Origin of the sequence: Blautia sp. DFI.3.45, from assembly GCF_020593505.1 — a bacterium.
Classification (GTDB): Bacteria; Bacillota; Clostridia; order Lachnospirales; family Lachnospiraceae; genus Blautia_A; species Blautia_A wexlerae.
In genome coordinates this window covers 1-23,487 of sequence record NZ_JAJDMI010000030.1, presented here as the reverse complement: position 1 = coordinate 23,487, position 23,487 = coordinate 1, and the positions used below count along the sequence as shown (strand labels likewise).

15 protein-coding genes and 1 pseudogene are annotated in these 23,487 nt (G+C 42.1%); 2 read left to right on the top strand and 14 right to left on the bottom strand.

Annotated elements, in window-relative coordinates; all coding sequences use genetic code 11:
* Window positions 1-143 precede the first annotated feature (143 nt).
* The 6 genes from galE to LJE09_RS11315 form a co-directional block, all read right to left on the bottom strand.
* On the bottom strand, window positions 144-1,160 hold the full coding sequence (galE, locus tag LJE09_RS11340) for a UDP-glucose 4-epimerase GalE (protein WP_022380560.1): 1,017 nt from the start codon (window positions 1,158-1,160) through the stop codon (window positions 144-146).
* A 339-nt stretch (window positions 1,161-1,499) separates the two neighbouring features.
* A complete protein-coding gene (locus LJE09_RS11335; protein WP_173698325.1) occupies window positions 1,500-2,600 on the bottom strand; it encodes a phosphotransferase enzyme family protein in 1,101 nt (366 codons plus the stop codon).
* 4 nt (window positions 2,601-2,604) lie between these two features.
* The gene (locus LJE09_RS11330) at window positions 2,605-3,531 is read right to left on the bottom strand and encodes a sugar phosphate nucleotidyltransferase (protein ID WP_026649265.1); all 927 of its coding nucleotides are present in this window, start codon (window positions 3,529-3,531) and stop codon (window positions 2,605-2,607) included.
* A 311-nt stretch (window positions 3,532-3,842) separates the two neighbouring features.
* Complete coding sequence (locus LJE09_RS11325; protein ID WP_025580675.1) at window positions 3,843-4,721, bottom strand: carbohydrate ABC transporter permease; 879 nt, start codon at window positions 4,719-4,721, stop codon at window positions 3,843-3,845.
* A gap of 13 nt (window positions 4,722-4,734) precedes the next feature.
* Window positions 4,735-5,640 carry a carbohydrate ABC transporter permease gene (locus LJE09_RS11320; protein WP_025580677.1) on the bottom strand — a complete coding sequence of 302 codons (906 nt, stop codon included), beginning with the start codon at window positions 5,638-5,640 and terminating at the stop codon, window positions 4,735-4,737.
* A 246-nt stretch (window positions 5,641-5,886) separates the two neighbouring features.
* Window positions 5,887-7,137: an ABC transporter substrate-binding protein gene (locus LJE09_RS11315; RefSeq protein WP_331466577.1), complete on the bottom strand. Its 1,251-nt coding sequence runs from the start codon at window positions 7,135-7,137 to the stop codon at window positions 5,887-5,889.
* A 254-nt stretch (window positions 7,138-7,391) separates the two neighbouring features.
* Between LJE09_RS11315 and LJE09_RS11310 the strand changes: the two genes are divergently transcribed.
* Complete coding sequence (locus LJE09_RS11310; protein ID WP_020993456.1) at window positions 7,392-8,291, top strand: helix-turn-helix domain-containing protein; 900 nt, start codon at window positions 7,392-7,394, stop codon at window positions 8,289-8,291.
* 40 nt (window positions 8,292-8,331) lie between these two features.
* On the opposite strand, the gene LJE09_RS11305 is transcribed toward LJE09_RS11310, so the two are convergent.
* From LJE09_RS11305 to LJE09_RS11280, 6 genes are all read right to left on the bottom strand, one after another.
* Window positions 8,332-9,600: an ABC transporter substrate-binding protein gene (locus LJE09_RS11305; RefSeq protein ID WP_062807319.1), complete on the bottom strand. Its 1,269-nt coding sequence runs from the start codon at window positions 9,598-9,600 to the stop codon at window positions 8,332-8,334.
* 301 nt (window positions 9,601-9,901) lie between these two features.
* The gene (locus LJE09_RS11300; protein WP_227311346.1) at window positions 9,902-11,254 is read right to left on the bottom strand and encodes a sensor histidine kinase; all 1,353 of its coding nucleotides are present in this window, start codon (window positions 11,252-11,254) and stop codon (window positions 9,902-9,904) included.
* Window positions 11,255-11,286: 32 nt separating this feature from the next.
* Entirely contained in the window at window positions 11,287-11,955 is a 669-nt protein-coding gene (locus LJE09_RS11295; RefSeq protein ID WP_227311345.1) for a winged helix-turn-helix domain-containing protein, read from the bottom strand.
* Between the two features lie 311 nt (window positions 11,956-12,266).
* Window positions 12,267-14,036, bottom strand: a complete 1,770-nt coding sequence (locus LJE09_RS11290) for a Na/Pi cotransporter family protein (RefSeq protein WP_227311344.1) — start codon at window positions 14,034-14,036, stop codon at window positions 12,267-12,269.
* Window positions 14,037-14,308: 272 nt separating this feature from the next.
* The gene (greA, locus tag LJE09_RS11285; RefSeq protein WP_008705914.1) at window positions 14,309-14,809 is read right to left on the bottom strand and encodes a transcription elongation factor GreA; all 501 of its coding nucleotides are present in this window, start codon (window positions 14,807-14,809) and stop codon (window positions 14,309-14,311) included.
* Between the two features lie 135 nt (window positions 14,810-14,944).
* Window positions 14,945-15,535, bottom strand: coding sequence for a TetR/AcrR family transcriptional regulator (locus LJE09_RS11280; RefSeq protein WP_227311343.1), 591 nt, complete (start codon window positions 15,533-15,535; stop codon window positions 14,945-14,947).
* Window positions 15,536-16,020: 485 nt separating this feature from the next.
* On the opposite strand from LJE09_RS11280, the gene LJE09_RS11275 reads away from it, so the two are divergent.
* Window positions 16,021-19,215, top strand: a complete 3,195-nt coding sequence (locus tag LJE09_RS11275; RefSeq protein ID WP_227311341.1) for a YhgE/Pip domain-containing protein — start codon at window positions 16,021-16,023, stop codon at window positions 19,213-19,215.
* 13 nt (window positions 19,216-19,228) lie between these two features.
* On the opposite strand, the gene LJE09_RS11270 is transcribed toward LJE09_RS11275, so the two are convergent.
* Both LJE09_RS11270 and LJE09_RS18835 read right to left on the bottom strand, forming a co-directional pair.
* Window positions 19,229-21,994 carry a translation factor GTPase family protein gene (locus tag LJE09_RS11270; RefSeq protein WP_227311339.1) on the bottom strand — a complete coding sequence of 922 codons (2,766 nt, stop codon included), beginning with the start codon at window positions 21,992-21,994 and terminating at the stop codon, window positions 19,229-19,231.
* Between the two features lie 230 nt (window positions 21,995-22,224).
* Window positions 22,225-23,165, bottom strand: a pseudogene (locus LJE09_RS18835) (hypothetical protein).
* Between the last annotated feature and the right edge of the window lie 322 nt (window positions 23,166-23,487).

Below are 23,487 nucleotides of genomic sequence, written 5' to 3'. Positions count from 1 at the left end.
TATCTATTATAGCCGAAAAAAACCACATCGCCAATCCTACATTAAAACATCCCCCACGCATGAACATTCCTTCCATGTGTGGGGGATATTGATTTTCCGCAGGTAAGTTGCTAAATGCACCTGCATTCAGTTGATTTAATTAATTATTCTTCATAACCATTCGGGTTATTGGACTGCCATCTCCAGGAGTCTGCACACATTTCTTTAATACCGTTTTCGGCTTTCCATCCCAGTTCTCTCTCTGCTTTGGAAGCATCGGAATAGCAGGTTGCGATATCGCCTGGACGACGTGGCTTGATCACATATGGAATTTTAACACCTGTAGCAGCTTCAAAATTCTTCACAATATCAAGAACACTGTAGCCTTTTCCTGTACCAAGGTTGTAGATACTTAATCCGGAATTATCTTCGATTTTCTTAAGAGCTTTTACATGTCCTTTTGCAAGGTCAACTACGTGAATGTAATCTCTCACACCAGTTCCGTCCGGAGTATCATAATCATTTCCGAATACCCCAAGTTCTTTCAGTTTACCTACTGCAACCTGTGTGATATATGGCATCAGGTTGTTCGGGATTCCGTTTGGATTCTCTCCGATGGTTCCGCTCTTGTGAGCACCGATCGGATTAAAGTAACGGAGAAGAACTACGTTCCATTCCGGATCTGCTTTCTGAATGTCTGTCAGGATCTGCTCAAGCATGGATTTTGTCCATCCGTATGGGTTTGTGCACTGTCCTTTCGGGCACTCTTCTGTGATCGGGATGATTGCCGGATCTCCGTATACAGTTGCAGATGAAGAGAAGATAATGTTCTTTACATTATGTTTTCTCATAACATCTACCAGTGTTAAGGTTCCTGCAATGTTATTTTCGTAATATTCCCAAGGTTTGGCAACAGATTCCCCTACTGCTTTCAGACCTGCGAAATGAATACAGGAATCAATATCTTCTTTATCAAAAATTTCATTTAAAGCATCGCGGTCCAGGATGTCTGCTTTGTAGAATTTCACTGGTTTGCCTGTGATCTTGGAAACTCTTTCCAGAGATTTCTCACTTGCATTGCTTAAGTTATCCAGAACTACAACATCATATCCTGCGTTCTGCAATTCTACAACTGTATGGCTTCCAATATAGCCTGCTCCACCTGTAACTAAAATTGCCATAATAATTCCTCCTAACCTGTCTTCCTGCTACAATACCTGTTTTTTGCAATTTCTGTTTTTTTTCTCTTTCAACAATACCTATATTAGTTCACAGCATCAGAAATATCCTTGATAATTCTGAGTGTAATCTATAAAATTCTGCGGATATCCTGTTTCACATCTGCAAAATTTACCTCTGTATTTTACAGCACCCTATATTCAGAACTGTAAAATACTGTTGCCTGGCACATCATGTATTGTAGAAAATCCTGCGAAAATATGATTTCTCTCATATCCCCGCAGGATAATTCTATCCGAATCAGTTCATAAACACAAGTCTTTATGGACATGTACGTTTTTTTATACCTGTTTATACTTATTTACAATCTCTTTCATCCGGGAAAGTTTTTCTTCCATGTCTTTCACCAGTTTAAACTGTGTTCTGCAGCGATCCAGATTATGTCCCTCTCTGTGAATCTTGAAATAATGATCTCCCTCCAGATAGTCTGTGAGGAAACGCATTCCACATTCAAAGGTCATAAGGATTGCTCCCATAGGAAGCATATCCAATTCTGTCTCAGTCAACGCACCGCCACAGCCTTCAATGAAGCCTTTAACATAAACTTCATACAAGTGAAGATTACAGGACACCTTCGTCAGGTCTTTCTCATCCTCTGCTCCGGTACTTGCGCCAAAGCGGATAGAATCACCGAAATCATTTACGGAAAGTCCCGGCATTACAGTATCAAGATCAATCACACAGATGGCTTTTCCCGTTGCATTATCAATCATAATGTTATTCAGCTTGGTATCATTATGTGTAACACGCAACGGCAGCTTTCCCTGATCCTGCATATCGCACAGAACATGTGCCAGTTCTGTGCGGTCCAGAACAAACTGAATCTCTTTTTCCACATCTGCTGCTCTGTGACATATATCTTTTTCCACAGCAGTTTTAAACTTATCCAGCCTGTCCACCGTATTATGAAAATTTACGATGGTCTCATGAAGCGTTTCTGCCGGATAGTCTGCAAGCAGCCTCTGGAAATGCCCGAAAGCAACTGCACTCTGGTAAAAATCTTCCTCATCTTTTACCATATCATAGCATGTTGCATTTTCAATGAATAAATATACTCTCCAGTATTCTCCGTCCTCATCTACATAATAAGGAAGTCCATCCTTTGTCATCACAAGATTCAGAGTCTCTCTCTCCACATCTCCACCGTTTTCCTGGATCTTTTTCTTCAGCCAGGCAGTAACACCGCTGACATTCTCCATCAGTTCCACAGGTTTGGTAAAAATACTCCTGTTCATTTTCTGAAGAATATAATGTTTGCCTGTACCGTAAGTCAGTCGGTAAGTATCATTGATATGTCCGCTTCCATAAGGAACACATTCTGTCAGATTATCTTCCAGAACAAATGCACTGGTGATATTCTTTATCTCCCGGTTAATTTCCACTCAATTATTCCTCCCATAATCTCTGTGGATACAGCCCTCCATCTTTTAAATTCTGAATGGCAGCTACTACCACAGGTTTATCTTCTTTGTAGGTTACACCATACCATTTATCCATAGATTTCAGAACTTTTACAGTTGCTCTCTTCTCACCGAGAAGTTCATCTACTACAAATGGCAGGAAATATTCGCATTTCAGCGGGTTTACTTTCAGATTCTCATCCAGGAATTTAGGGAATCTGTCTTTCAGCTCTTTCAGAATGCTTGCTGAAAATCCCCACATATTCATGGATACTGTACTGCCTTCCGGAAGCATGGTCCATGTTTTTCCATCGTCTTCTGTATAAGCTGTGCCGCCGTCATGCTTTTCGATATGGGTACGCTCGTTGATCTTAAGAAGATGTCCTTCTTCATCTGTAACGCACACACCTCTTGCCACATGGCCATTCTCTGTCAAAGTATTTTCCAGTTTATAGCCGACCATCATATATCTGTAAGTATCTGCGGTATCTTCGTTCTCTGTCAGGAAATCATATGCCATCTTAAATGCATGGCTTCCATAATAGTCATCTGCATTGATTACAACGAATGGTCCGTCGATTTCATTGATGCAGCTTAATACGGCATGTCCGGTTCCCCATGGTTTCACACGTCCTTCCGGTACTTCATAGCCTTCCGGAATATTGTGAAGATCCTGGAAAACATATGATACTTCCAGCTGATTGCTGAGGCGGTCACCGATGGCGCTTCTGAAGTCTGCTTCATTTTCTTTTTTGATAATAAATACTACTTTTTGGAATCCGGCCTGTACTGCATCATAAATGGAGAAATCCATGATGATGTGTCCCTCTTTATCCACCGGATCGATCTGTTTCAGACCGCCGTAACGGCTTCCCATACCTGCTGCCATAACTACTAATACTGGTTTCTTCATAATTTTTTTCCTCTTTTCTTTAAATGTTTTTCGTTACTCTCAGATTACCTGGTAACTTTTTACATTCATCTTATCATACTATGATTTCGAGGTCAAAACGTGTTACATAATACCTTTCACAATCGCAAACGTTACTGTTCACTCCGTTCACAGTAACGTAGCCAAAATTCATTCCAGATTGCCTGCGGCAATGGAATTTTGGCTTGTATGTCTCGGGATTTTGGCATATTCATGCCAAAACACCTCGCGGGATAGTGGTGTGTGAACAGTAACATCGCAAACAATTGTTATTGTCCTGCTGTCCTCTAATATTATCCCTTAATGCCACCGGTAACACCACCAATTATCTTCTCAGACAGGAAAATATACAGAATAAATGTCGGCAGGAATACAATGATCACTGCTGCAAACATTCCGGCCCAGTCACCTGTATATTTCATGGAGTTGATCATTCCATAAAGTCCGGGTGCAACAGGTTTCAGCTTATCCGAGCTTGCGAAGATCAAGGACAGGAAATACTCGTTCCAAATATTAATAAAGTTAAAGATTGTTACTGTTACGATTCCTGACTGTGCCATGGGAAACATGATTTTCCAGAAAGTACGCATGGGAGGGCATCCGTCGATTGCTGCCGCTTCCTCATAGGTCCTGGAAATATTGCTGAAGAATGTAAGCAGGAAAATGGTCGTATAAGGTACATTAATTCCTACATACAATATGATCAGTACAGTTCTTCCTGCAGCCACATTATTCAGGATTCCCATACCGGAAATAATGCTGAAAAGGGGAAGAACAACCATGATTGCCGGAACACCCATGGCAGATACGAAGCTGGTCTGGATAAATTTGTTTGCAATAAAATCAAATCTGGACAATACATAAGCTGCAGGTGCACACACCAGAATCAGTATTGTGCAGGAAATTACTGAATAAATCAGAGAGTTTCCGAAGAAGCCTGCAACTCCGGCCCCGTTCCATGCTTTTGCATAATTTTCAAAATGTAATCCGGACTCAAACTTCAGGGCTTTTCCCTGGAAGATTTCTGCTGTTGTTGAAAAACTTGCCCCGAATACCCATCCCAGAAGCGCAATGGTAAAGATTACCCAGAGCAGCAGGATGATGTATCCCGGCAGGAGTTTGACTTCTCTTTTCAGATTAAAGGGTCTGCGTGCCTCTTTTTCTTTTGCCATTTCTCATCCCTCCTTAGAATTCCAGATCATCATCTTTAATCACTCTGTTACAGATTGTAAATACAATGACTACGCAGACACTGAGCAGTACACCGATGGCAGCTCCCAGACCTGCATTTCGTTCTGTAACTGTATTACCGCCGCCAAAAATCTGCATATACATATAAACATAAGGGGTAATTGTCTGTGTGTCTGCAGTTACTGTGGAGAAAAGCTGTGACCATACAAAAAAGCCTACACTGCTTACAGACCACATGGTGATGTTTGTCTTAAATACTCCCTTTAACAATGGAAGTGTCATGTAACGGAACTGTGCCGGTTTGGTCGCTCCGTCAATGGTTGCCGCCTCATAATATTCAGGGCTGATACGCTCAATACCACTGAGCCAGATCAGCATATGGTATCCAACCATTCCAAAACAATATGCAAACAACAGTGCCCAGAATTTGTGGTCATTATCCAGGAACTGGATCTTTGCCAGATTGTCCAGATGCAGTGCTGTAAAAAGATCTTTCAACAAGCCATATCTTGGACTGTATACATACTGCAGCCACATAGTAGCAAGTGCTACTGCACTGACAATATTTGGCATATAAATGATTGCGCGGAAAAATTTCTTTCCTCTGATTCCACTGGTAAGAATAACTGCAAATAAAAGAGACAGGCTCATTACCACCAGACCGCCGATCAGCCAGATACGAAACAGGTTAAAAAATGAAGTCTTAAATAAGCTGGTACTCATCAGCTTTGTATAGTTGCCAAATCCTACAAATTTCCATAAATCCATGGAATCTGTAACTCCGTCGATCTTGAAAAAGCTCATGATCACTGTTCTGATGATCGGATACAGAAAGATTCCCAGAAACAGCAGAACTGCCGGAGTCAGAAATACAACGATCATCGTTTTATTCTTCTTCAAATAAATACCTCCTCTGTAAGTAATACCACATCTACGGATTGCTACGCTTCGCTCCCGCAAACCTCCAGCCATTCGGAATCCGCTGATTTACTTCGTAAATCGCTACTTCCTCATGTCTGGCGGTTTCCAAGTCTAAAAGTCTTATCGTGCAAGCACGAACGACTTTTTGCCTTTGAAACCTGGATATTCAAAAAGACAGATGGTGGCAGCGTAGATACGATGCCACCATCTCTATAAATTCTTTATTTATTTCGCTGCGTCCTGCATAGTGGAAACAAATTCATCTGCTGTAATGGAACCTGCCATTAATTTGATGAAGTTTTCTTTGATAACCGGAGTCATATCTACGTTAGATTCTACACCGCATGCCCATGTGAAACGGTTTGTGCTCTGCTCAATAACAGGTTTTGCACACTCAACCATTGCCGGCCATTCTGTGTTTGTTGTATCAGCCGGGATACCTACAGTTTCATCTGCAAGTTTCTGGTCGTATTCACCTTTTGTAAGGAATGTGATCAGATCAAATGCTTCTTTTGCAAGTTTTGTATCTTTGTTAATACCAAATACCTGTGCACCAAAGTTGTTTGTTTCGATTCCGTTTGCTCCGTCTGTAAGTGCCGGATATGCGAAGCATCCCCAGTGGAAATCAGGGCCTGCCATCTCTTTTACTTCGTTTGGTAACCAGGAGCCATTCAGATACATTGCAGCTGTTCCAAGTGCAAGCTCTGTGTTCTGACCTGCAGGCCATACGTTAGAACCAACCATCTCTGAATAATATCCGTTAGATGCAAGTTCTTCAATATCCTGTGCCATCTGAAGAACTGCAGGATCATCCCATTCACCTTCAGTTACGATCTCTTTTACTTTATCTTCGCCAACCAGTCTTGCAAGATGATATCCGATCACACATGTTGCATAGGCATCATCCATAGTCATTGGTGTGATTCCTGCATCTTTTAATTTCTGGCATACATCTTTGAATTCATCCCATGTCTTCGGTTCTTCTGTGATTCCTGCCTGCTCAAACAGATCTTTGTTATAGAAGAAAGCAAATACGTTTGGCTGATATGGAATTGTTTTTAATGTACCGCCGCCGGCATCACGGCATGCTGCCATCAGACCTGCATTTGCAGTTGCTTCATAGTCATTCTCTTTCGCAAGGTCTTCCAGATCCAGAAGATATTTACCGTACATTCCGTTTACACGGTCGATATCTTCGTCAAAAATATCAATCTGTGTGCCGCCGTCCAGTGCAGGCTGAAGTGCTTCACGGTTTCCGGTACGTCCCTTAAACTGAAGGTCTACCTTAACTCCTGTCTGTTCTGTATAAGCGTCAACTGCTTCCTGAATCACCTGTCCCTGTGGCTCTGTAGCTTCCCACATTGACCAGTAAACTAATGTATCATCTGCTGCCTGAACAGTGAGAGCCGGTGCTGCAAGTGAACCAACCATAACCGCACATAATGTTGCACTAAGCATCTTTTTCTTCATACCCATAACCTTTTTTCCTCCTTGGTCAGTTTTGACATTTTGTCTTCTTTTTTCTCTCTTTTCGCTCTTTTGTTGAATTTCAACAATTATTTCTTTTGGTAGTTCTTATTTTATCATTTTTGCACAAATAGTATTTGCACAAACGTCCATTTCTTTTGTACAAAAATTCATTTTTAACTGGTTTTTCATCTGTTTTTGTTGTATACTTGTACACAACAACCATATTGCAGTTTTCGGACAGGCTGAGGGAGGTGGCAGTAATGGCTTTTGAGAGTATGTATCTGGAAGAAGATATTCATATTGACCGGATTTATACAATCCACTATTTTGAATACAAAAGCGATTTTCACTTTGCAGGAGAACGCCATAATTTCTGGGAATTTCAATGTGTAGATAAGGGAAAGGCAGAAATAGAGACAGATAACGGTATCTACCATCTGACAAGCGGACAGCTCATCTTTCACAGACCAAATGAATTTCATAACCTTATTGCCATAGGAAATACCGCACCTAATATTGTGGTAGTTTCTTTTGAATGCGATTCTCCATGTATGAAATTCTTTGAGAAAAAATTGCTGAAACTTTCTGATTCTGAGAGAAATCTCATGGGAATGCTGATTGCCGAGGCACGCCGCTGTATCAAAACCCCTCTGGATGATCCTTATACAGAAAAGATGGAAAAGAAAGAAGATTTTTTGTTTGGTTCTCAGCAGCTTATCCGTATTTACCTTGAGCAGATGCTGATCTACATGATCCGGAGAAATTCTTCTCCTCCCATGACTGTACCAGTCAGCCAATTTGTAAATCTGAAAAATAATTCCGCTGTCTATAAACGTGTCATTGCTTATATGGAGGACCATATCCGGGAAAATATTACACTCTGCGATCTGTGTCATGACAATATGATCGGACGCTCCCAGCTTCAGAAAATATTTCAGGAACAGCATCAGTGCGGCGCTATGGATTTCTTTTCCCGGTTAAAGATCGCCTATGCCAGACAGCTGATCCGCGAGAACCAGATGAACTTCACACAGATTTCGGAATTTCTGGGATACTCTTCCATCCATTACTTTTCCAGACAGTTTAAAAAAATTTCCGGAATGACACCCACAGAATATATCACATCAATAAAGGCGCTCTCAGAACGAGAGCGCCAGTAATACCAGACCAATATTTTCATAATGTTGAACAGCCTTTTTCTTATTTCATATTGCTGAGATTCTCTATAAATTCATCCGATGTTTCTTCTAATCTTGTAAGCTTCAGAAGTTCGCTTTGTATCTGTTCTTTATAATCCGGATCTGCCTCCAGACCTGCAGCCCACATGTACGGCTTTGACATCTCTTTCATATACGGTACTGCATCTGCCAGCACTTCCGGCCATTGTGTATTGTCCGTATCTGCCGGGATGGAATTAACCGCATCTGTCATTTTCATATCTGTTTCCCCGGTACAGATGGAATATGCAAAGTCAAAAGCTTCCTGCTTCATCTGTGAATCCTTTGTGACTCCAAATCCCTGTGCTCCCACCATAACACCTTCTGTGCCGTCTGTTCCGGCCTTTACTGCAGGCCATGGAAAAAATCCCCAGGAATCATCAGATTCTGTAGCTTCTGTCACTTCATTCGGAACCCAGGAGCCTTGCAGCACCATGACTGCCTCGCCATCTCCCACTTCATCCTGACCTTCCGGATGCTGTGCCGGTGCACTCTGACTCATATATCCCGCAAAAAACAAAATTCTGATATCATCTGCCGCCTCTTTTGCCTGTGGAATCTGTGACCAGGTACAGTTACGGATCAGCTGCTGCACTTTCTCCTGTCCAAGATATCTGGCAAGCTGATATCCATACAGAAGATTCACATACTCTTCATCGCAGGTCATGGCACTAAGGCCACTGTCACTGTTTTTAATCTTACGGCATACTCTGATCAGTTTCTCCCAGGTATCCGGGATATCCTGTTCTGTAAGTCCAGCCTCTTCCCATAAATCCTTATTATACCAGACGCCTGTGATATAAGGCTGATACGGCATTGCAAGCAGTTCTCCATTTCCCCAGTTCTTCACCTGTTCCAACAGTACCGGCATAATATGCTTCTCATAATCCACAGTATCTGCCATTCCTTTTAATTCTGCCAGATAATCCCTGTGTTCCTGAGCCATCCTCTGATAATCATCATCAAAAAGGTCAATCTGTTCTCCGGCATCCAGGGCAGGTTCTATCAGAGACCGGATTCCTCTGCCCTTCCACTGAATCTCTACAGAAATACCTGTTGCTTCTTCATAAGCTTCTGCTGCTTCTCTGATCACATCTGCCTGTGGTTCATCTTCTTCCCACATGGACCAGTATACAATACTCTGTTCCGGAATTTCTGTGATTTCATCTGATGCTGATACAGTAACCGCTCCTGTTGCGAACAGCATTGACAAACAGCTCATACCCGCTGCAATGCTTCTCCATTTTTCCATACTGAAAATACCCTCCATTGTCTCTCAGACTTGTCCACATGAATTTATTTTTGTACCTGCTTCTATAGAGGAACTGTCTGACTTTATTTTCTCTAATAATCACTTGTCTGTCAATCCCCAAAATTCACCTGAAAGCAATGGAAACAAGAGTTTTACTTATAGCAATTCCATAAATTACTGCAAACAATCCAGTCCATCATAGCGTGAAGTCCTGCGTCAGATATCTTTGCTGTGCGTCAGCACGCCTGCAGATATCTTCCTTGTCCTTCGCATTCTGCTGAACTGTCTTGATTGCATTATTTTATGGAATTGCTATAGTCTGATCAAACAGGATTTCCATCTTCGTTCCCTTACCCGGCTCACTGTCCAGAAGAATCTTCGCATGATGCAAAACTGCGCCATGTTTTACAATAGAAAGCCCCAGGCCTGTACCTCCGGTTTCACGTGAATGGCTCTTGTCCACTCTGTAAAAACGCTCGAAGATTCTCTGCTGTTCGCTCTCCGGAATTCCTATTCCGTTATCTTCCACACGAAAATACGGTTTCCCATTGAGTTTTCCCACAAAAACCTTTACATCTCCACCATCCGGGGTATAGCGGATAGCATTATCTGTAATATTGTAGAACATTTCATATAATACATGGCGTACTCCCTGCATCTGTGCAGGTCCGCCTGTATATTCCAGATTAATCTTTTTCTTTGCTGCCCTGTTCTGCAGATTGTTGATCACATCTTCCCCAAGCTCTCCGATGTCAACCTGTTCAAACATAGTTTCTCCGTTCTTCTCATCCAGTCTGGAAAGCTGAATGATATCTGCAACCAGATTTGATAAACGCTCGGACTCATGAAAAATCCTGCCGGAAAAATCCTGCATCTTGTCCGGCGGTACCATTCCATTCATCATAAGCTCCGCATATCCGGAAATGGACATTAACGGCGTTTTTAATTCATGAGAAACATTTGCCGTAAACTCTTTTCTTGCGCTCTCTGCATTCTTAAGATCTTCCAGCTGTTTCTGAATCTGTCTGTTCTGCTGATCCAGCCGAAAAAGCAATGGCCTTAATTCTTCGTAGCATACATGCTCCAGAGGATGTTCCAGATTAATCCGGTTGATAGGCTCTATCAGCTTTCTGGTCTGTTTCTGCACAAGAAAAAGTTCAATTACAAGGATCACGCATACCAGTCCGCCAAGCAGAAGAAAGCTGGTTAACATTGTTACCAGAAGACTGTCTGTAGTCCTGGCTACTCGCAGAACCTGATCATCCTTTAATTTTACAGCATAGTAAAACGTCTGTTTTGATAAGGTGTCTGAATAGCGTACCATCTCACCGGATCCCTGCTTCTCAGCTTCAATAAATTCCGGTCTGTTACTGTGATTTTCCATTTCTTCCGGATTCTCAATACTGTCAAACAACACCTGACCATCTTTTCCCAAAAGAGTGATCCTGCTGCTGGTGGCGTCTCCGACCCTGTCTGAGAGAAAAACGTCTCCGTCTTCTTCCAGACCTGTTTTAATATATGCGGCTTCATCTCTGACACCCTGTTTCATATAAATATCATATCTGTTATACATGACAGTTCCTGCTGCCAGGAATGTAAGTATTACGGATAAAATAATAAGTAAACTGGTGTGACTGAATATTTTATGCTTCATTTTTCCACTCCTGTTTTCGTCGGTTTTATCTGTTATGCGCCGATCCTGTATCCTACACCCCGGACCGTTTCGATCAGATCTCCTGCCTCTCCAAGTTTCTGACGCAGGGTTCTCACATGGACATCCACAGTTCTGGTTTCACCGTCAAAGTCATATCCCCATACATGGCAGAGGATCTGATTTCTTGTCATAACAAGTCCTTTATTCTCCAGCAGATACTGAAGAAGTTCAAATTCTTTTCGGGTAAGATCGACCTTTTCTTCCCGGTAATGCACCTCATGACGTCCTACATTCAGATAAAGCTCGTCGTAATGCAGTTCCTTGTCTTCATTCTGACGGGCACTTCGTCTGAGAACTGCTTTTACTCTGGCAACAAATTCCATCATACCGAAAGGCTTGGTAATGTAATCATCCGCTCCGCCTTCCAGACCTTTTACTTTGTCAAATTCCGCTTCTTTTGCAGTAACCATAATTACCGGCACATCCTTTACAGATGGCATACTTTTCAGCTGTTCCAGAATGGTATAGCCATCATCTCCCGGAAGCATGATATCCAGCAGGATCAGCTCCGGTATCTCTTCTTTCAGCGCTTTCATCAGTTCATTGCCATTGCCAAACCCCCTGGCTTTAAATCCTGTTGTTTCCAGTGTATAAATAAGAAGCTCCCTGATATTCCGCTCATCTTCTACACAATAGATCATTCTGCTTTGCCTCCCCTTTATTTATCACCTGCTTTGTCGTCACAAGTGTATTTCTTTTTTCAGTATACTTATTTTTTTATCCCTGTACAAGTAAATATCCGGCATCTGCTTCATTTCTTTAAAACAAAAATCCGGCCATTTTCTCTGAAATATCTCTCTCAGATACTTCAGAGTGCCCGGATTTCCTGATCATGCAAATAACATCATCCGTTACTGTTCACTTCGTTCTCAGTAACGTTGCCAAAATTCATGCCAAAACACCTCGCGGGATAATGGCATGTGTACAGTAACCATCATCTACCTGTTTATTTTTATGAAAGCTGATATTTGATTCGTGCGTCTTCCAGTTCATGATAAAATGTTTCGTCCGGATGGCTCTTGACGATATTCAGATGACTGTGAGTATCATACAGATCTTCATTCACCTGCGTCACACAGACTCCAATATTGGAACAATGGTCTGCCACACGTTCCAGACAGGTTGTAATGTCCGAAAGGATAAATCCCATCTCTATTGTACATTCACCGTTTCTCAGTCTCTGTACATGACGACGTTTTACTTCTTTGGAAAGTTCATCAATCACTTCTTCCAGTGGTTCAATTTTCTCCGCAAGCTTCATATCCTGTTTGTCAAAAACTTCATATGCCGTATTTACGATATCTTCTACTGCCTGTCCCAGCACTTCCAGATCTTTCTTTGCATTTTCGGAAAATTTCAGTCCTTTTTCATAAAGCTCCTGTGCTGATTCCATAATATTTACAGCATGGTCGGAAATACGTTCAAAATCCCCGATACAGTGAAGCATAATGGAAAGGCTGTGACTGTCTGCTTCTGAGATATCTTTGTGGCTCAGCTTCACCAGATAAGTTCCCAGTTCATCTTCATAGCGGTCAACCTTGGATTCCATGTTTTCCACACGTTCTACGCCTTCTTCACTGTATTTATCCACCAGACTCAGTGCTGTAAACAGTGCATTGTGGGATTCTTCTGCCATTTTTCTTGCTGCATTGCGGCTCTGCTCTACTGCAAATGCCGGTTTCTCCAGGAAACGCGGTTCCAGGATCATAAACTCTCTGTCCTCTGCTGAAACAACAACATCCTCTTTTTTATCCCGGATTGTAAGACAGGCAAGTTTCTCCAGTCCCTTTGCAAAAGGAAGGAGAATGATCGTTGCAGTAACATTAAATACACTGTGGATAACAGCAATTCCTGCCGGTGTTGCTGCCTGATGGAAGAAAGAAAATCCAACAACTGCATTTATAAGATAGAATACAGTCATAAAGATAACCGTACCGATCAGGTTGAAATACAGATGTACTGCTGCTGCACGTTTTGCATTCTTCTTGGCTCCGATTGCAGAAAGGATTGCAGTAATACAGGTTCCGATGTTCTGTCCCATAATGATCGGGATTGCTGCACTGAACGGTACTGCACCTGTAAGACACAGGGCCTGCAGAATACCTACAGATGCAGAAGATGACTGGATCACTGCTGTAAGAAGGGCACCTGCTATAACACCTAACAACGGATTTGAGAATTTAAGTAACAGGTTTGTAAATTCCGGCACTTCTGCAAGAGGTTTTACAGCAGAACTCATCATATCCATACCGTACATCAGGATTGCAAAACCTATAAAAATTGTTCCGATATCTTTTTTCTTTGAATCATTGATAAACAGAATGAAGATCACACCAATGATCGCAAGCACAGGGGAAAATGATGTTGGTTTAAACATCTGAATAATAAAATTATCACTCTGTATTCCTGTCAGGCTTAAGATCCAGGAGGTGATCGTAGTACCGATATTGGCACCCATGATCACTCCTACTGCCTGTGATAATTTCATGATCCCTGAATTTACAAAACCTACTACCATAACAGTCGTAGCTGAAGATGACTGGATCACTGCTGTTACTCCTGCTCCCAAAAGCACTGCTCTTATCGGATTTGAAGTAAGATTTTCAAGAATCTTCTCCAGCTTTCCGCCGGAAACCTTCGCAAGGCCATCTCCCATTGCATTCATACCATACAAAAATAATGCAAGGCCTCCGATCAATGTTAATATACTGAATAAATCCATGATTATTCTCCTTTTCCCTTTTCATAAGTATATGGTTATTTAACTTGTTTCCCATCATAACCATGCTTTGTAAAATCATCCCCATGAGAATGTTAAATCCATGTAAAATTTCCAGTCATCATATTCATTCTGTGTAAGGTTCCCATAAATCCATCCGTATTTTTGATATAAAAATAAAAAGAACCATTGCAGGAGATATGACACTAACCGGTGTTCATCTCTTACAATAGTTCTTTTATCAATCCGGAGCCTGTATTTCGACAGTATTATTATCAGAATCCGCGGATTTCTTCATCCTCGGAACCAGTCTTATCAATAGAACGGATTTCCAGGAAATAACTGTAGTTATCATTTACCTTTACTTCCACTCTGTCTCCAACCTTGTGACCTTTCAGAGCCATACCAATGGGAGATTCAATGCTGATGCGGTTTTCCATGGAGTTTCCTCTTATGGAAGTAACCAGTTTGTATTTCTCAATCTCATCGTCTTCCTCGAAATATACCTCTACAATATCATCCATTCCAACTTCATCGTCTTTGGAATCATCAGAAACAATGGTTGCTGTTTTCAGCATATTCTCAAGATAGCGGATGCGGCTTTCATTCTGGTTTTTGTGCTTCTTTGCCGCATAATACTCAAAGTTCTCACTCAGATCCCCCTGGGCTCTTGCTTCTTTTACAGCTTCGATTGCCTCTTTTCGTACAACCAGCTTGCGGTGGTCAATCTCCTGCTGGATTTTCTCAACATCCTTCTGTGTAAGCTTTTCTTTCATGGCTGCATCTCCCTTTTATTACTTCTGCTTTCTATTCCTGCTTTATATTGGCTTAACCATAGCAGAAGGGCATCATTTTGTCAAATCATTACTGTTCACTCCGTGCCCGATAACCCACTTCACGATGCACAGGATTTATGCATTTGGTATCTGCCGCAGGAAGTCATGTGTCGTATTCTCGATCATTCTGTTAGTCAGTTCTGCAATATGTTTGGTTGATTCCCGGTGTTCCGAAGAAAGCCATGCTTTGATCATTCCCACACATCCATTAAGGCAAAATGCATAAACATATTCCACGTCATGGTTACCTGCTGCAAATTTTCCGGACAACTGCCGGAGAACCGTATCTGCAACCATCTTCTCCATCCTGCTCACAAACCCCATATCTCCATTGCTTCCCAACAGAGCAATACAAATATCCTTATTATTATCAAGAATTGTAAAAATATGCTCAATCATCGGATAAGAACTTCCATTTTGTACCAGATCCAGAGGATGCTCCTCAATTACCTGGGCAATCTCATCCATCAGCTCATTCTCAATACTCTCCAACATTTGATAAATATCACTGTAATGAAGATAAAACGTAGACCTGTTAATATCTACCTCATCCACCAGTTCCTTAACTGTAATTTCCTTGATGCTCTTCTTCTGCATCAGTCGTGCAAGACCTGCCCGAAGCTGTGCTTTGGTTTTTCGTACTCTTCTGTCTACTTTTTCTGCCATTAACATTTCCCCCTGTTCTTTATTTCACATTCTATAGCAATTCCATAAAACGCCCAGACACGCTCTAGGTAAATGCTTATTGCTTTTCACAACCTTCTCAATTAGCTTAATTGTAAATATCACCAATTTTATTCTCATGTTTTTGTATATTTTATCCTAAATGTAGATTCCGTGTAAAAATAGTCATTTTAAACAAATATGTCTATTAATATACGTCAAATAGCAAATTTAATGGTTGTATCTTATTTTTAGTTTTAGTATAATACCATCCATAGAAAAAATCAACACTTTGTCGATTAATAGTTTCGGCAGCTATTAATCAATTATGTTTTGATTATTCAATCTGCTGTTTATCAGCACCTTACTGTTCCACTCCAGCACATTAGTTTGCCGACAAGTTGATTCTTGAAACAATCTTGTAAGCTCACTAGCTGTAGACCGAACAGTTTTCACTACAACTAATTATAGAAAGAAAGGGATAAGGTATGATCAAAAACGAATGGAAAAATCTACTGCATAATAAGATCATGTTCGTTGTGGTAATTTCAATTATCGCAATCCCGATCATTTACGCAGGACTGTTTCTGAAATCCATGTGGGATCCATACGGAAGTGTTGACCATCTTCCTGTAGCAGTTGTCAATGAAGACAAACCTGTAGACTACGATGGCACCACGCTAAGTGTAGGAAAGGACATGGTAGAAGAATTACGTGAGAATGATTCTATGGCATTTAATTTCGTAGACAGCCGTACAGCCGAAGATGGCCTGGAAAACGGTACTTACTATATGGTAATTACCATTCCGGAAGACTTTTCCGCAAATGCTGCCACACTTATGGACGATGAACCTAAGAAAATGGAGCTGAAATACGAAACCAACCCCGGAACCAACTACATTGCTTCCAAATTAAGTGAAACCGCACTGCTGAAGATCAAGGATGCAGTTGCCACCAAAGTAACAGAAACCTATACACAGACAGTTTTTGACCAGATAGCCAAAGTCGGAGACGGTATGCAGGATGCAGCCGATGGTTCCGGTGAACTTAAAGACGGTATCGAATCTGCTGCCAAAGGAAACCAGACCATCACCCAGAATCTGAAAAAACTCTCTTCCAGCACACTGACCTTCGCAGATGGCGCCGAAACCCTTACAAAAGGTATTCAGGAATACACAGATGGTGTCTCTCAGGTAAATGAGGGTGCCAGACAACTTGATGACGGCGTCAGCACACTGACATCAAAAGTACCAGAACTTACCTCCGGAATCGATACTCTCAACAGCGGTGTTAAAAGTTACACAGACGGTGTTGCAAAGCTCAATGAAAACTCTGAGAAATTAAAAGAGGGTGCAAGTGCCCTGGAATCAGGAATTAATTCCCTTAGCGCAGGTGTGACAACCCTGGCAGATGGAGCTACTCAGTATATTGACGGTGCAAATTCTCTCGCAGACGGAACTACCGCTTATGTAAAAGGTGCCGGGCAGTTAGCAGCCGGTGCTTCTCAGTTAAGCGGACTGGAAAATCTCGGTCAGGTATCCAGCGGTATTTCCCAGTTAAATGCAGCAGTTTCCAAAGGAAGTAATTCCTCCGCTGCATTAAAAGACGGAACCCAACAGCTTGAGGATGGTCTTGGACAGCTCTACACACAGTTGTCAGCTTTACAGAACAGTGCATCCGCTGCTTCCGTTAACAAACTTACCACCGGACTGAGCCAGGCAAAAACAGGAATGGAAAATGCCAGTGAAGGGATGACCTCCGCAGCAACCGGAATCTCCAATGCCTCCGATGCGATCAGCCAGGTAAGCAGCCAGATCTCCGATACTCTTGTACCGGGACTTCAGGATGCAGCTTCTCAGGCATCTTCCGCAGCAGAAAGTATTGGTTCTGCACTTGGTGAGTATACTCAGGCTACTTCTTCCGCACTCGAAACAGCCAACAGCGAGATTGCTTCTGCTCAGACCGCCATGCAGGCAATGCAGAATGTCGCAGCAGCTCTGGATAATGCCGCAGCTTCTGCAGATGAAAATGGTATGATCTCCGCTGATTCTATTGCCGGACTTTCTGATGCACTTTACTCTTCTGTTACAGATCTGGAAGGTGTGGATGGTTCTTTCGCAGCACAGTATTCCAGTGAGATCAGCAACGCCGTAAGCAGTATGTCCTCTGAACTTTCTTCCAGGGTTTCTGAACTGAATTCCGCAGCTGAACAGATGAATGCAGTTGCAGGTCAGCTTTCTGACGGTGCTTCCACTTTAAGTAACGGCGCACAGAATATGTCTGCAGGTGCAGATCAGATGAATGCAGGTGCAGGTCAGATCCCAGATGTTTCCGGTAATGCATTCAGCTCTGTGACTGCTGCCGTAAAACAGCTCTATGCAGGTGCTCAGGCAGTAAATGCAGGAACTCAGTCTGTTTCTTCTGCACTGACTACACTGGAAAACAGCACAGCATCTTTCCCACAGGCAGCCGCAGGTGTGAAAGCATTAAATGACGGATTCAAAACTCTGACTTCCAATGACACAACACTTACAGACGGTGCTGCAAGCCTGAAATCAGCAGGTAAGAAACTTACTGCTGCTGTACCTCAGATTTCCTCAGGTGCTTCTCAGTTATCAGAAGGAGCCTCTACACTTAATGATGGAATCAAAGAGTACACGGATGGTGTGTCCACTCTCGCTTCTAACAATGAAGCACTGACAAGTGGAACCGGACAGCTTGCCGATGGTGCCAAAACCCTGGCAAGTGGCGCTGATACCCTCAGTAATGGCACAAAAACTCTGGCAAGTGGAACAGCGAAGCTGGTTGCCAATAATGATTCACTGACCAGCGGTGCCCGGAAACTTGCAGACGGTGCTTCCCAGATTCAGAATGGTTCCTCTCAGCTCTATGATGGTTCCAAAGAACTTGGAGATGGCATGACAAAATTAAAGGATGGATCCTCTACACTGTCATCCAGCCTCAGTGAAGGTGCAGATCAGGTAAAGAACACGAAATCCAGTGATACAACTGTCAGCATGTTCGCAACACCGATCGAAGATGAGGAAACCCAGATCACAACCGTAGAAAACAACGGTCATGCAATGGCACCATACATGATGTCTGTCGGTCTCTGGGTCGGTGCACTGGCCTTCTGCCTGATGTATCCTCTGACTACATACAAAGGCAAACTGAAATCAGGATTTGCATGGTGGGCAAGCAAAGCTTCCATTCTTTATCCGGTAGCAATCCTCCAGGGACTTCTCCTGATCATTCTGCTTCATGTATTCAATGGATTTACACCTATAGAGATGACAAAGACAGTATTATTTGCCTGCCTGACAGCAATGGCATTTACATCTATCATGTATTTCTTTAATATTACCTTTGGTAAGGTTGGAAGTTTCCTTATGCTGGTATTCATGGTAATCCAGCTTGCAGGCTCCGCTGGTACTTATCCGGTAGAAATTTCTCCGGAATTTGTATCCAAAATCCACTCTTATGTACCATTTACCTATACAGTAAATGCATTCAGAAGTACAATTGCAGGCGGCACAAGTATCCGTCAGTCAGTTTATGTACTGATCGGATTGATCGTAGTATTTACTCTGCTTACAATCCTGCAGTTTAATCATATGGCACATCAGCGTAAAGCGAACAAGGAAACACTTTATGACTGGTTAGAAGAAAAGGGACTGGCTTAAAAGCCAGTCCTTCTTATTTTTCCAGTCTTTTCTCTTGCATATATTGTGCCATTTCATCAGAAATATTGTCGATCAGATAATTCTTGCTGCTCTGACGTTTCTCATGCCATTGCTGGCGAATCTGGTTTTCTATAGCTTTTATTTCATCCCGAAGACCTCTGGCAGACATACGGTGAGCACCCTGTCCCATAATAATGATCTGTTCCAGTCCATCGGATGTTGCTACCGTTACCTGGTTTTCCCTGCCGATCTTATGAACCGTTTTCTCAATGTACTGATCCGCTGTCTCAGCTTCTTTGGTGTAGACTACATGAATGTTATGATAGGTGATCACTTCCTCTGCATGGCCCTCTATCTTGTAAGCGTCAAATACAAGAATTAACGTACATTTCTTAAAGCCCTGATAGTTGCTCAGAATATCCATCAGTTTTGTCTGTGCTGCATGGAGATTTGCATCTGCCAGCTCTTTTAAATCTTCCCAGGCATAGATGATGTTATAGCCATCTACAAGGAGATATTCTTTTTCTTTCTTCTTGGCAGAGGAACTGTTGCGGTAATAGCTGCCGTTGTCAGATTTTGAAGAAAATGTTCTCTTAAACTGTGGTTCTTTGTAACGCTTGACCGGCCCGAATGTGCGCTCGAAAATAGCTTTCAGCTCTTCTTCATCCTCATAGCTTCCTATGCCGGCATTCCTGGGTGGACGATAACCCGAATCTGTCTGATTGTTACTGTTCCTGTTTTTTCCCTGTCCTGCACTCTCTGAAACATAAGAAAATCCACTATCAGCTCCTGTTTCTCCATTTCCTGATCCGTATTTTTCTCCATCGGATATACGGCTGCTCAGTTCAGAGTCGCCCACTCCCTCCAGGTGCATATAATCCTCTACTTCATACCATGGCACCACAAATCCGGCTCCATGAGCACAGAATACAGAACCTGTGGGATTGTCCAGATCACGTTCGGAATCATATCCAAACTCCTCTACAATCTCATCCTGATTCTGACATGGGGCATATCCTTTCAGCGAACAGAATAATCTGCCACGTCCCTTTGTATAGGAAGTTACCTGTGTCTGATAATCTCGCATCATTGATACAGGTGCACTCCCCTTCAACACCATCATGTCATCCTCATCTGCTTCCGGCTGCTGGAAGGTTCCATTCATTTTCTGAATGTCAGTCATGGCACGCCCGATCATATCTCCCGGAATCTCAAGTCTGAACTCATAATATGGCTCAAGCAGAACGCTTTTTGCTTTCTTTAATCCCTGACGCACAGCCCGGTACGTTGCCTGCCGGAAATCGCCGCCCTCTGTGTGTTTCAGATGGGCTCGCCCTGTGATCAGCGTAATCTGCATATCCGTAATCGGAGAACCGGTCAGTACTCCCGGGTGTTCTCGTTCTTCCAGATGAGTCAGGATCAGTCGCTGCCAGTTACGGTCCAGCACATCCTCACTGCATGCAGTAAAAAACTGCAGTCCGCTTCCCGGCTCTCCGGGTTCCAGAAGCAAGTGTACTTCTGCATAATGACGCAGCGGCTCAAAATGACCTACACCTTCTACCGGCTCTGCGATTGTTTCTTTATATACGATATTTCCTGTGCCAAACTCTACTGCCACATGAAAACGCTCCCAGATCAGATGCTTTAATATCTCAATCTGAACCTCACCCATCAGCATGGCATGGATTTCTCCAAGCTGCTCGTTCCATACAATGTGAAGCTCCGGTTCCTCCTCTTCCAGCTCTTTGAGTTTCTTCAGCATCTGGTGAACATCACAGTCCTCGGGAAGCAGAATCCTGTAATTTAATACAGGTTCCAGAACCGGCATTTCGGATTCCCGTTCAATCCCAAAGCCCTGTCCCGGATGTGTCTGGGAAAGACCGGTTACTGCACAGATGGTTCCTGCAGGAGCCTCCTTTGCAAGCTCAAATTTCGCACCGGAATAGATACGGATCTGATCTGCCTTCTCTGTATCTGTGAGAAGTTCCTTCACCTTCAATGTTCCACCTGTGATTTTCATATAGCTTAAACGATTGCCCTGATCGTCTCTGGCAATCTTGAATACTTTTGCGCCAAACTCGGATGGATATTCTGGTGTCTCACAGTATTTTTCCAAACCATGGAGGAATTCTTCTACACCTGTCATTTTCAGCGCAGAGCCAAAGAAACATGGGAAAAGTTTTCGCTCTTTGATTACTTTTCGGATATCTGATGTTGATATTTCCTCTGTTTCCAGGTATTTTTCAAGCAGTTCCTCATCGCAGACAGAAACATCTTCCAGAAACTGAGACTGCAGATCTGATTTTTCCCAGGTGAAATCAACGCAATTATCACTTAATCGCTTCTTTAATTCTGCCAAAAGTTTCTCTTTATCAGTTCCGTCCTGATCCATTTTATTGATAAACAGGAACGTCGGGATCTGGTATCTTGCCAGAAGTCTCCATAAGGTCATGGTATGTCCCTGCACACCATCCGCTCCATTGATTACAAGGATGGCATAATCCAGAACCTGCAGTGTTCTCTCCATCTCCGCCGAGAAATCCACATGCCCCGGCGTATCCAGAAGAGTTATCCCCCTGTTTCCCAGTTCAAACTCCGCCTGCTTGGAAAAAATCGTAATTCCTCGTTCCCGTTCCAGGTTATAGGTGTCCAGATAAGCATCCTTATGATCCACCCGCCCCAGCTTACGAATCTTTCCAGTCAAATACAAAATCCCTTCCGACAACGTAGTCTTACCGGCATCTACGTGCGCAAGGATACCTACAACAAGTTTCTCCATAGTATATTTAAAAGCTCCTTTTTCTTTATGAATTGATATATAAGTATTGGCTTAAATAAAATTAATCGTTTGTATCAATTAAAGAACTATTTTAACATAAGAATCTATATAATTCCAATATGGTTCTACTTTAATAAGTGATCCGGCATTGAACGCATTGAGCGCAGTATTCTTTACATTCCAATATGGTTCTACTTTAATCGATAACACCATAGCTTTCTTTATATGTCTTACTCCACCTTTATATCCATTTTTTCATTTACCCATCCTCTGATAGTTTCTTCACTTTCGCAAAGAATCCTGGCTACCTTTTCAATTGAATCTCCCTCTTTAAAAAGGGAATTTGCAATTTTACGTTTTTCCTCTTCTCGTCCAATCTTTATCCCATCATTTTTTCCAGCTTCGTACTCAGCTTTCCTGAGTTTCCTTTTTTCCTCTTCCTCATTGTATTCAAATATACTCATAGCAACTACCTCCGCTCGATTCTTTTGCAGAAATTCTTTGAGAATTCCCTCCTGAATGCTTTCGCTCACTGCACGTTCTACTGCCGTATTCAGTTCCATTTCATTAGAATATCTGCGTACTTTATCAACATACTGAGCATATTCTCTTAGCGTCCGGCATTCTTCCATTAGTTTTTTATTATGCCCTACATTGATATTTAATGTGATGACCTTTAGTTCAAGATTTGGTTCTCCTGACATATTTTCATACGATTCTGACAGATAATCTACCCACCTATCTTTTTTTTCTCTGTTCCATTATAAAATACGATAAAATTCGGTGTGGGTATTCTCAGTCTTGTTGAGGTATACAAGGACTTCCAATCTACCATTTTCTGATATTCGCTGGAAATGTAGAATAAGTCTCTCAAAGGCATGTTCGGGTTATACGTAGACTGATGTTCATACAGAAACAGATTCGTATTTATAATAAACGCCAGATCATTCTTCATTCCCATATAGATTGCGTTCTCAAGTGTCACAATCTCTAATTGAGCAGCATCTGTATAAGAAGTTTCATTGATTGCATTATACAGCGACAACAGATTCTTTCTGTCTGAAAACAGCATACGGAAGACTGTATCTTTGTACTTACGGTTTGCAATTGCTGTGTTGCCTTTCAATCGGTTTCTTTTCACAATAATTTTTTTGTTCTTTCTTTTTGCCATTGGCAATACCTCCTGTTTTCCGCAGGAGTCAAAGAACATTTTGTGCTATTCTTATCACTTCTCAGCTCCTGCTTTTCATAATTAACTGGAATTAAAAGCATGGATTTCTGAATTGAGATTAGAATAATCAGACGGCAAAAATGCCTTGAAATATAAGAGAAATATGCTTTATACTTATGTTAGCATTACTTACTCTTATTTTCAAGGCATTTTATATTCTTTTTATTTTATAAATTATATGGGAGTTACTGTTCACACACCACTATTCTGCGAGGTGTTTTGGCATGAATATGCCAAAATCCCGAGACATACAAGCCAAAAT

Bases quoted from the DNA above. Each gene is read 5' to 3' on its own strand.
- galE (WP_022380560.1), bottom strand. From the start codon at position 1,160: ATGGCAATTTTAGTTACAGGTGGAGCAGGCTATATTGGAAGCCATACA.
- LJE09_RS11330 (WP_026649265.1), bottom strand. From the start codon at position 3,531: ATGAAGAAACCAGTATTAGTAGTTATGGCAGCAGGTATGGGAAGCCGT.
- LJE09_RS11325 (WP_025580675.1), bottom strand. From the start codon at position 4,721: ATGGCAAAAGAAAAAGAGGCACGCAGACCCTTTAATCTGAAAAGAGAA.
- LJE09_RS11315 (WP_331466577.1), bottom strand. From the start codon at position 7,137: ATGGGTATGAAGAAAAAGATGCTTAGTGCAACATTATGTGCGGTTATG.
- LJE09_RS11310 (WP_020993456.1), top strand. From the start codon at position 7,392: ATGGCTTTTGAGAGTATGTATCTGGAAGAAGATATTCATATTGACCGG.
- LJE09_RS11305 (WP_062807319.1), bottom strand. From the start codon at position 9,600: ATGGAAAAATGGAGAAGCATTGCAGCGGGTATGAGCTGTTTGTCAATG.
- LJE09_RS11300 (WP_227311346.1), bottom strand. From the start codon at position 11,254: ATGAAGCATAAAATATTCAGTCACACCAGTTTACTTATTATTTTATCC.
- LJE09_RS11295 (WP_227311345.1), bottom strand. From the start codon at position 11,955: ATGATCTATTGTGTAGAAGATGAGCGGAATATCAGGGAGCTTCTTATT.
- LJE09_RS11290 (WP_227311344.1), bottom strand. From the start codon at position 14,036: ATGGATTTATTCAGTATATTAACATTGATCGGAGGCCTTGCATTATTT.
- greA (WP_008705914.1), bottom strand. From the start codon at position 14,809: ATGAAAGAAAAGCTTACACAGAAGGATGTTGAGAAAATCCAGCAGGAG.
- LJE09_RS11280 (WP_227311343.1), bottom strand. From the start codon at position 15,535: ATGGCAGAAAAAGTAGACAGAAGAGTACGAAAAACCAAAGCACAGCTT.
- LJE09_RS11275 (WP_227311341.1), top strand. From the start codon at position 16,021: ATGATCAAAAACGAATGGAAAAATCTACTGCATAATAAGATCATGTTC.
- LJE09_RS11270 (WP_227311339.1), bottom strand. From the start codon at position 21,994: ATGGAGAAACTTGTTGTAGGTATCCTTGCGCACGTAGATGCCGGTAAG.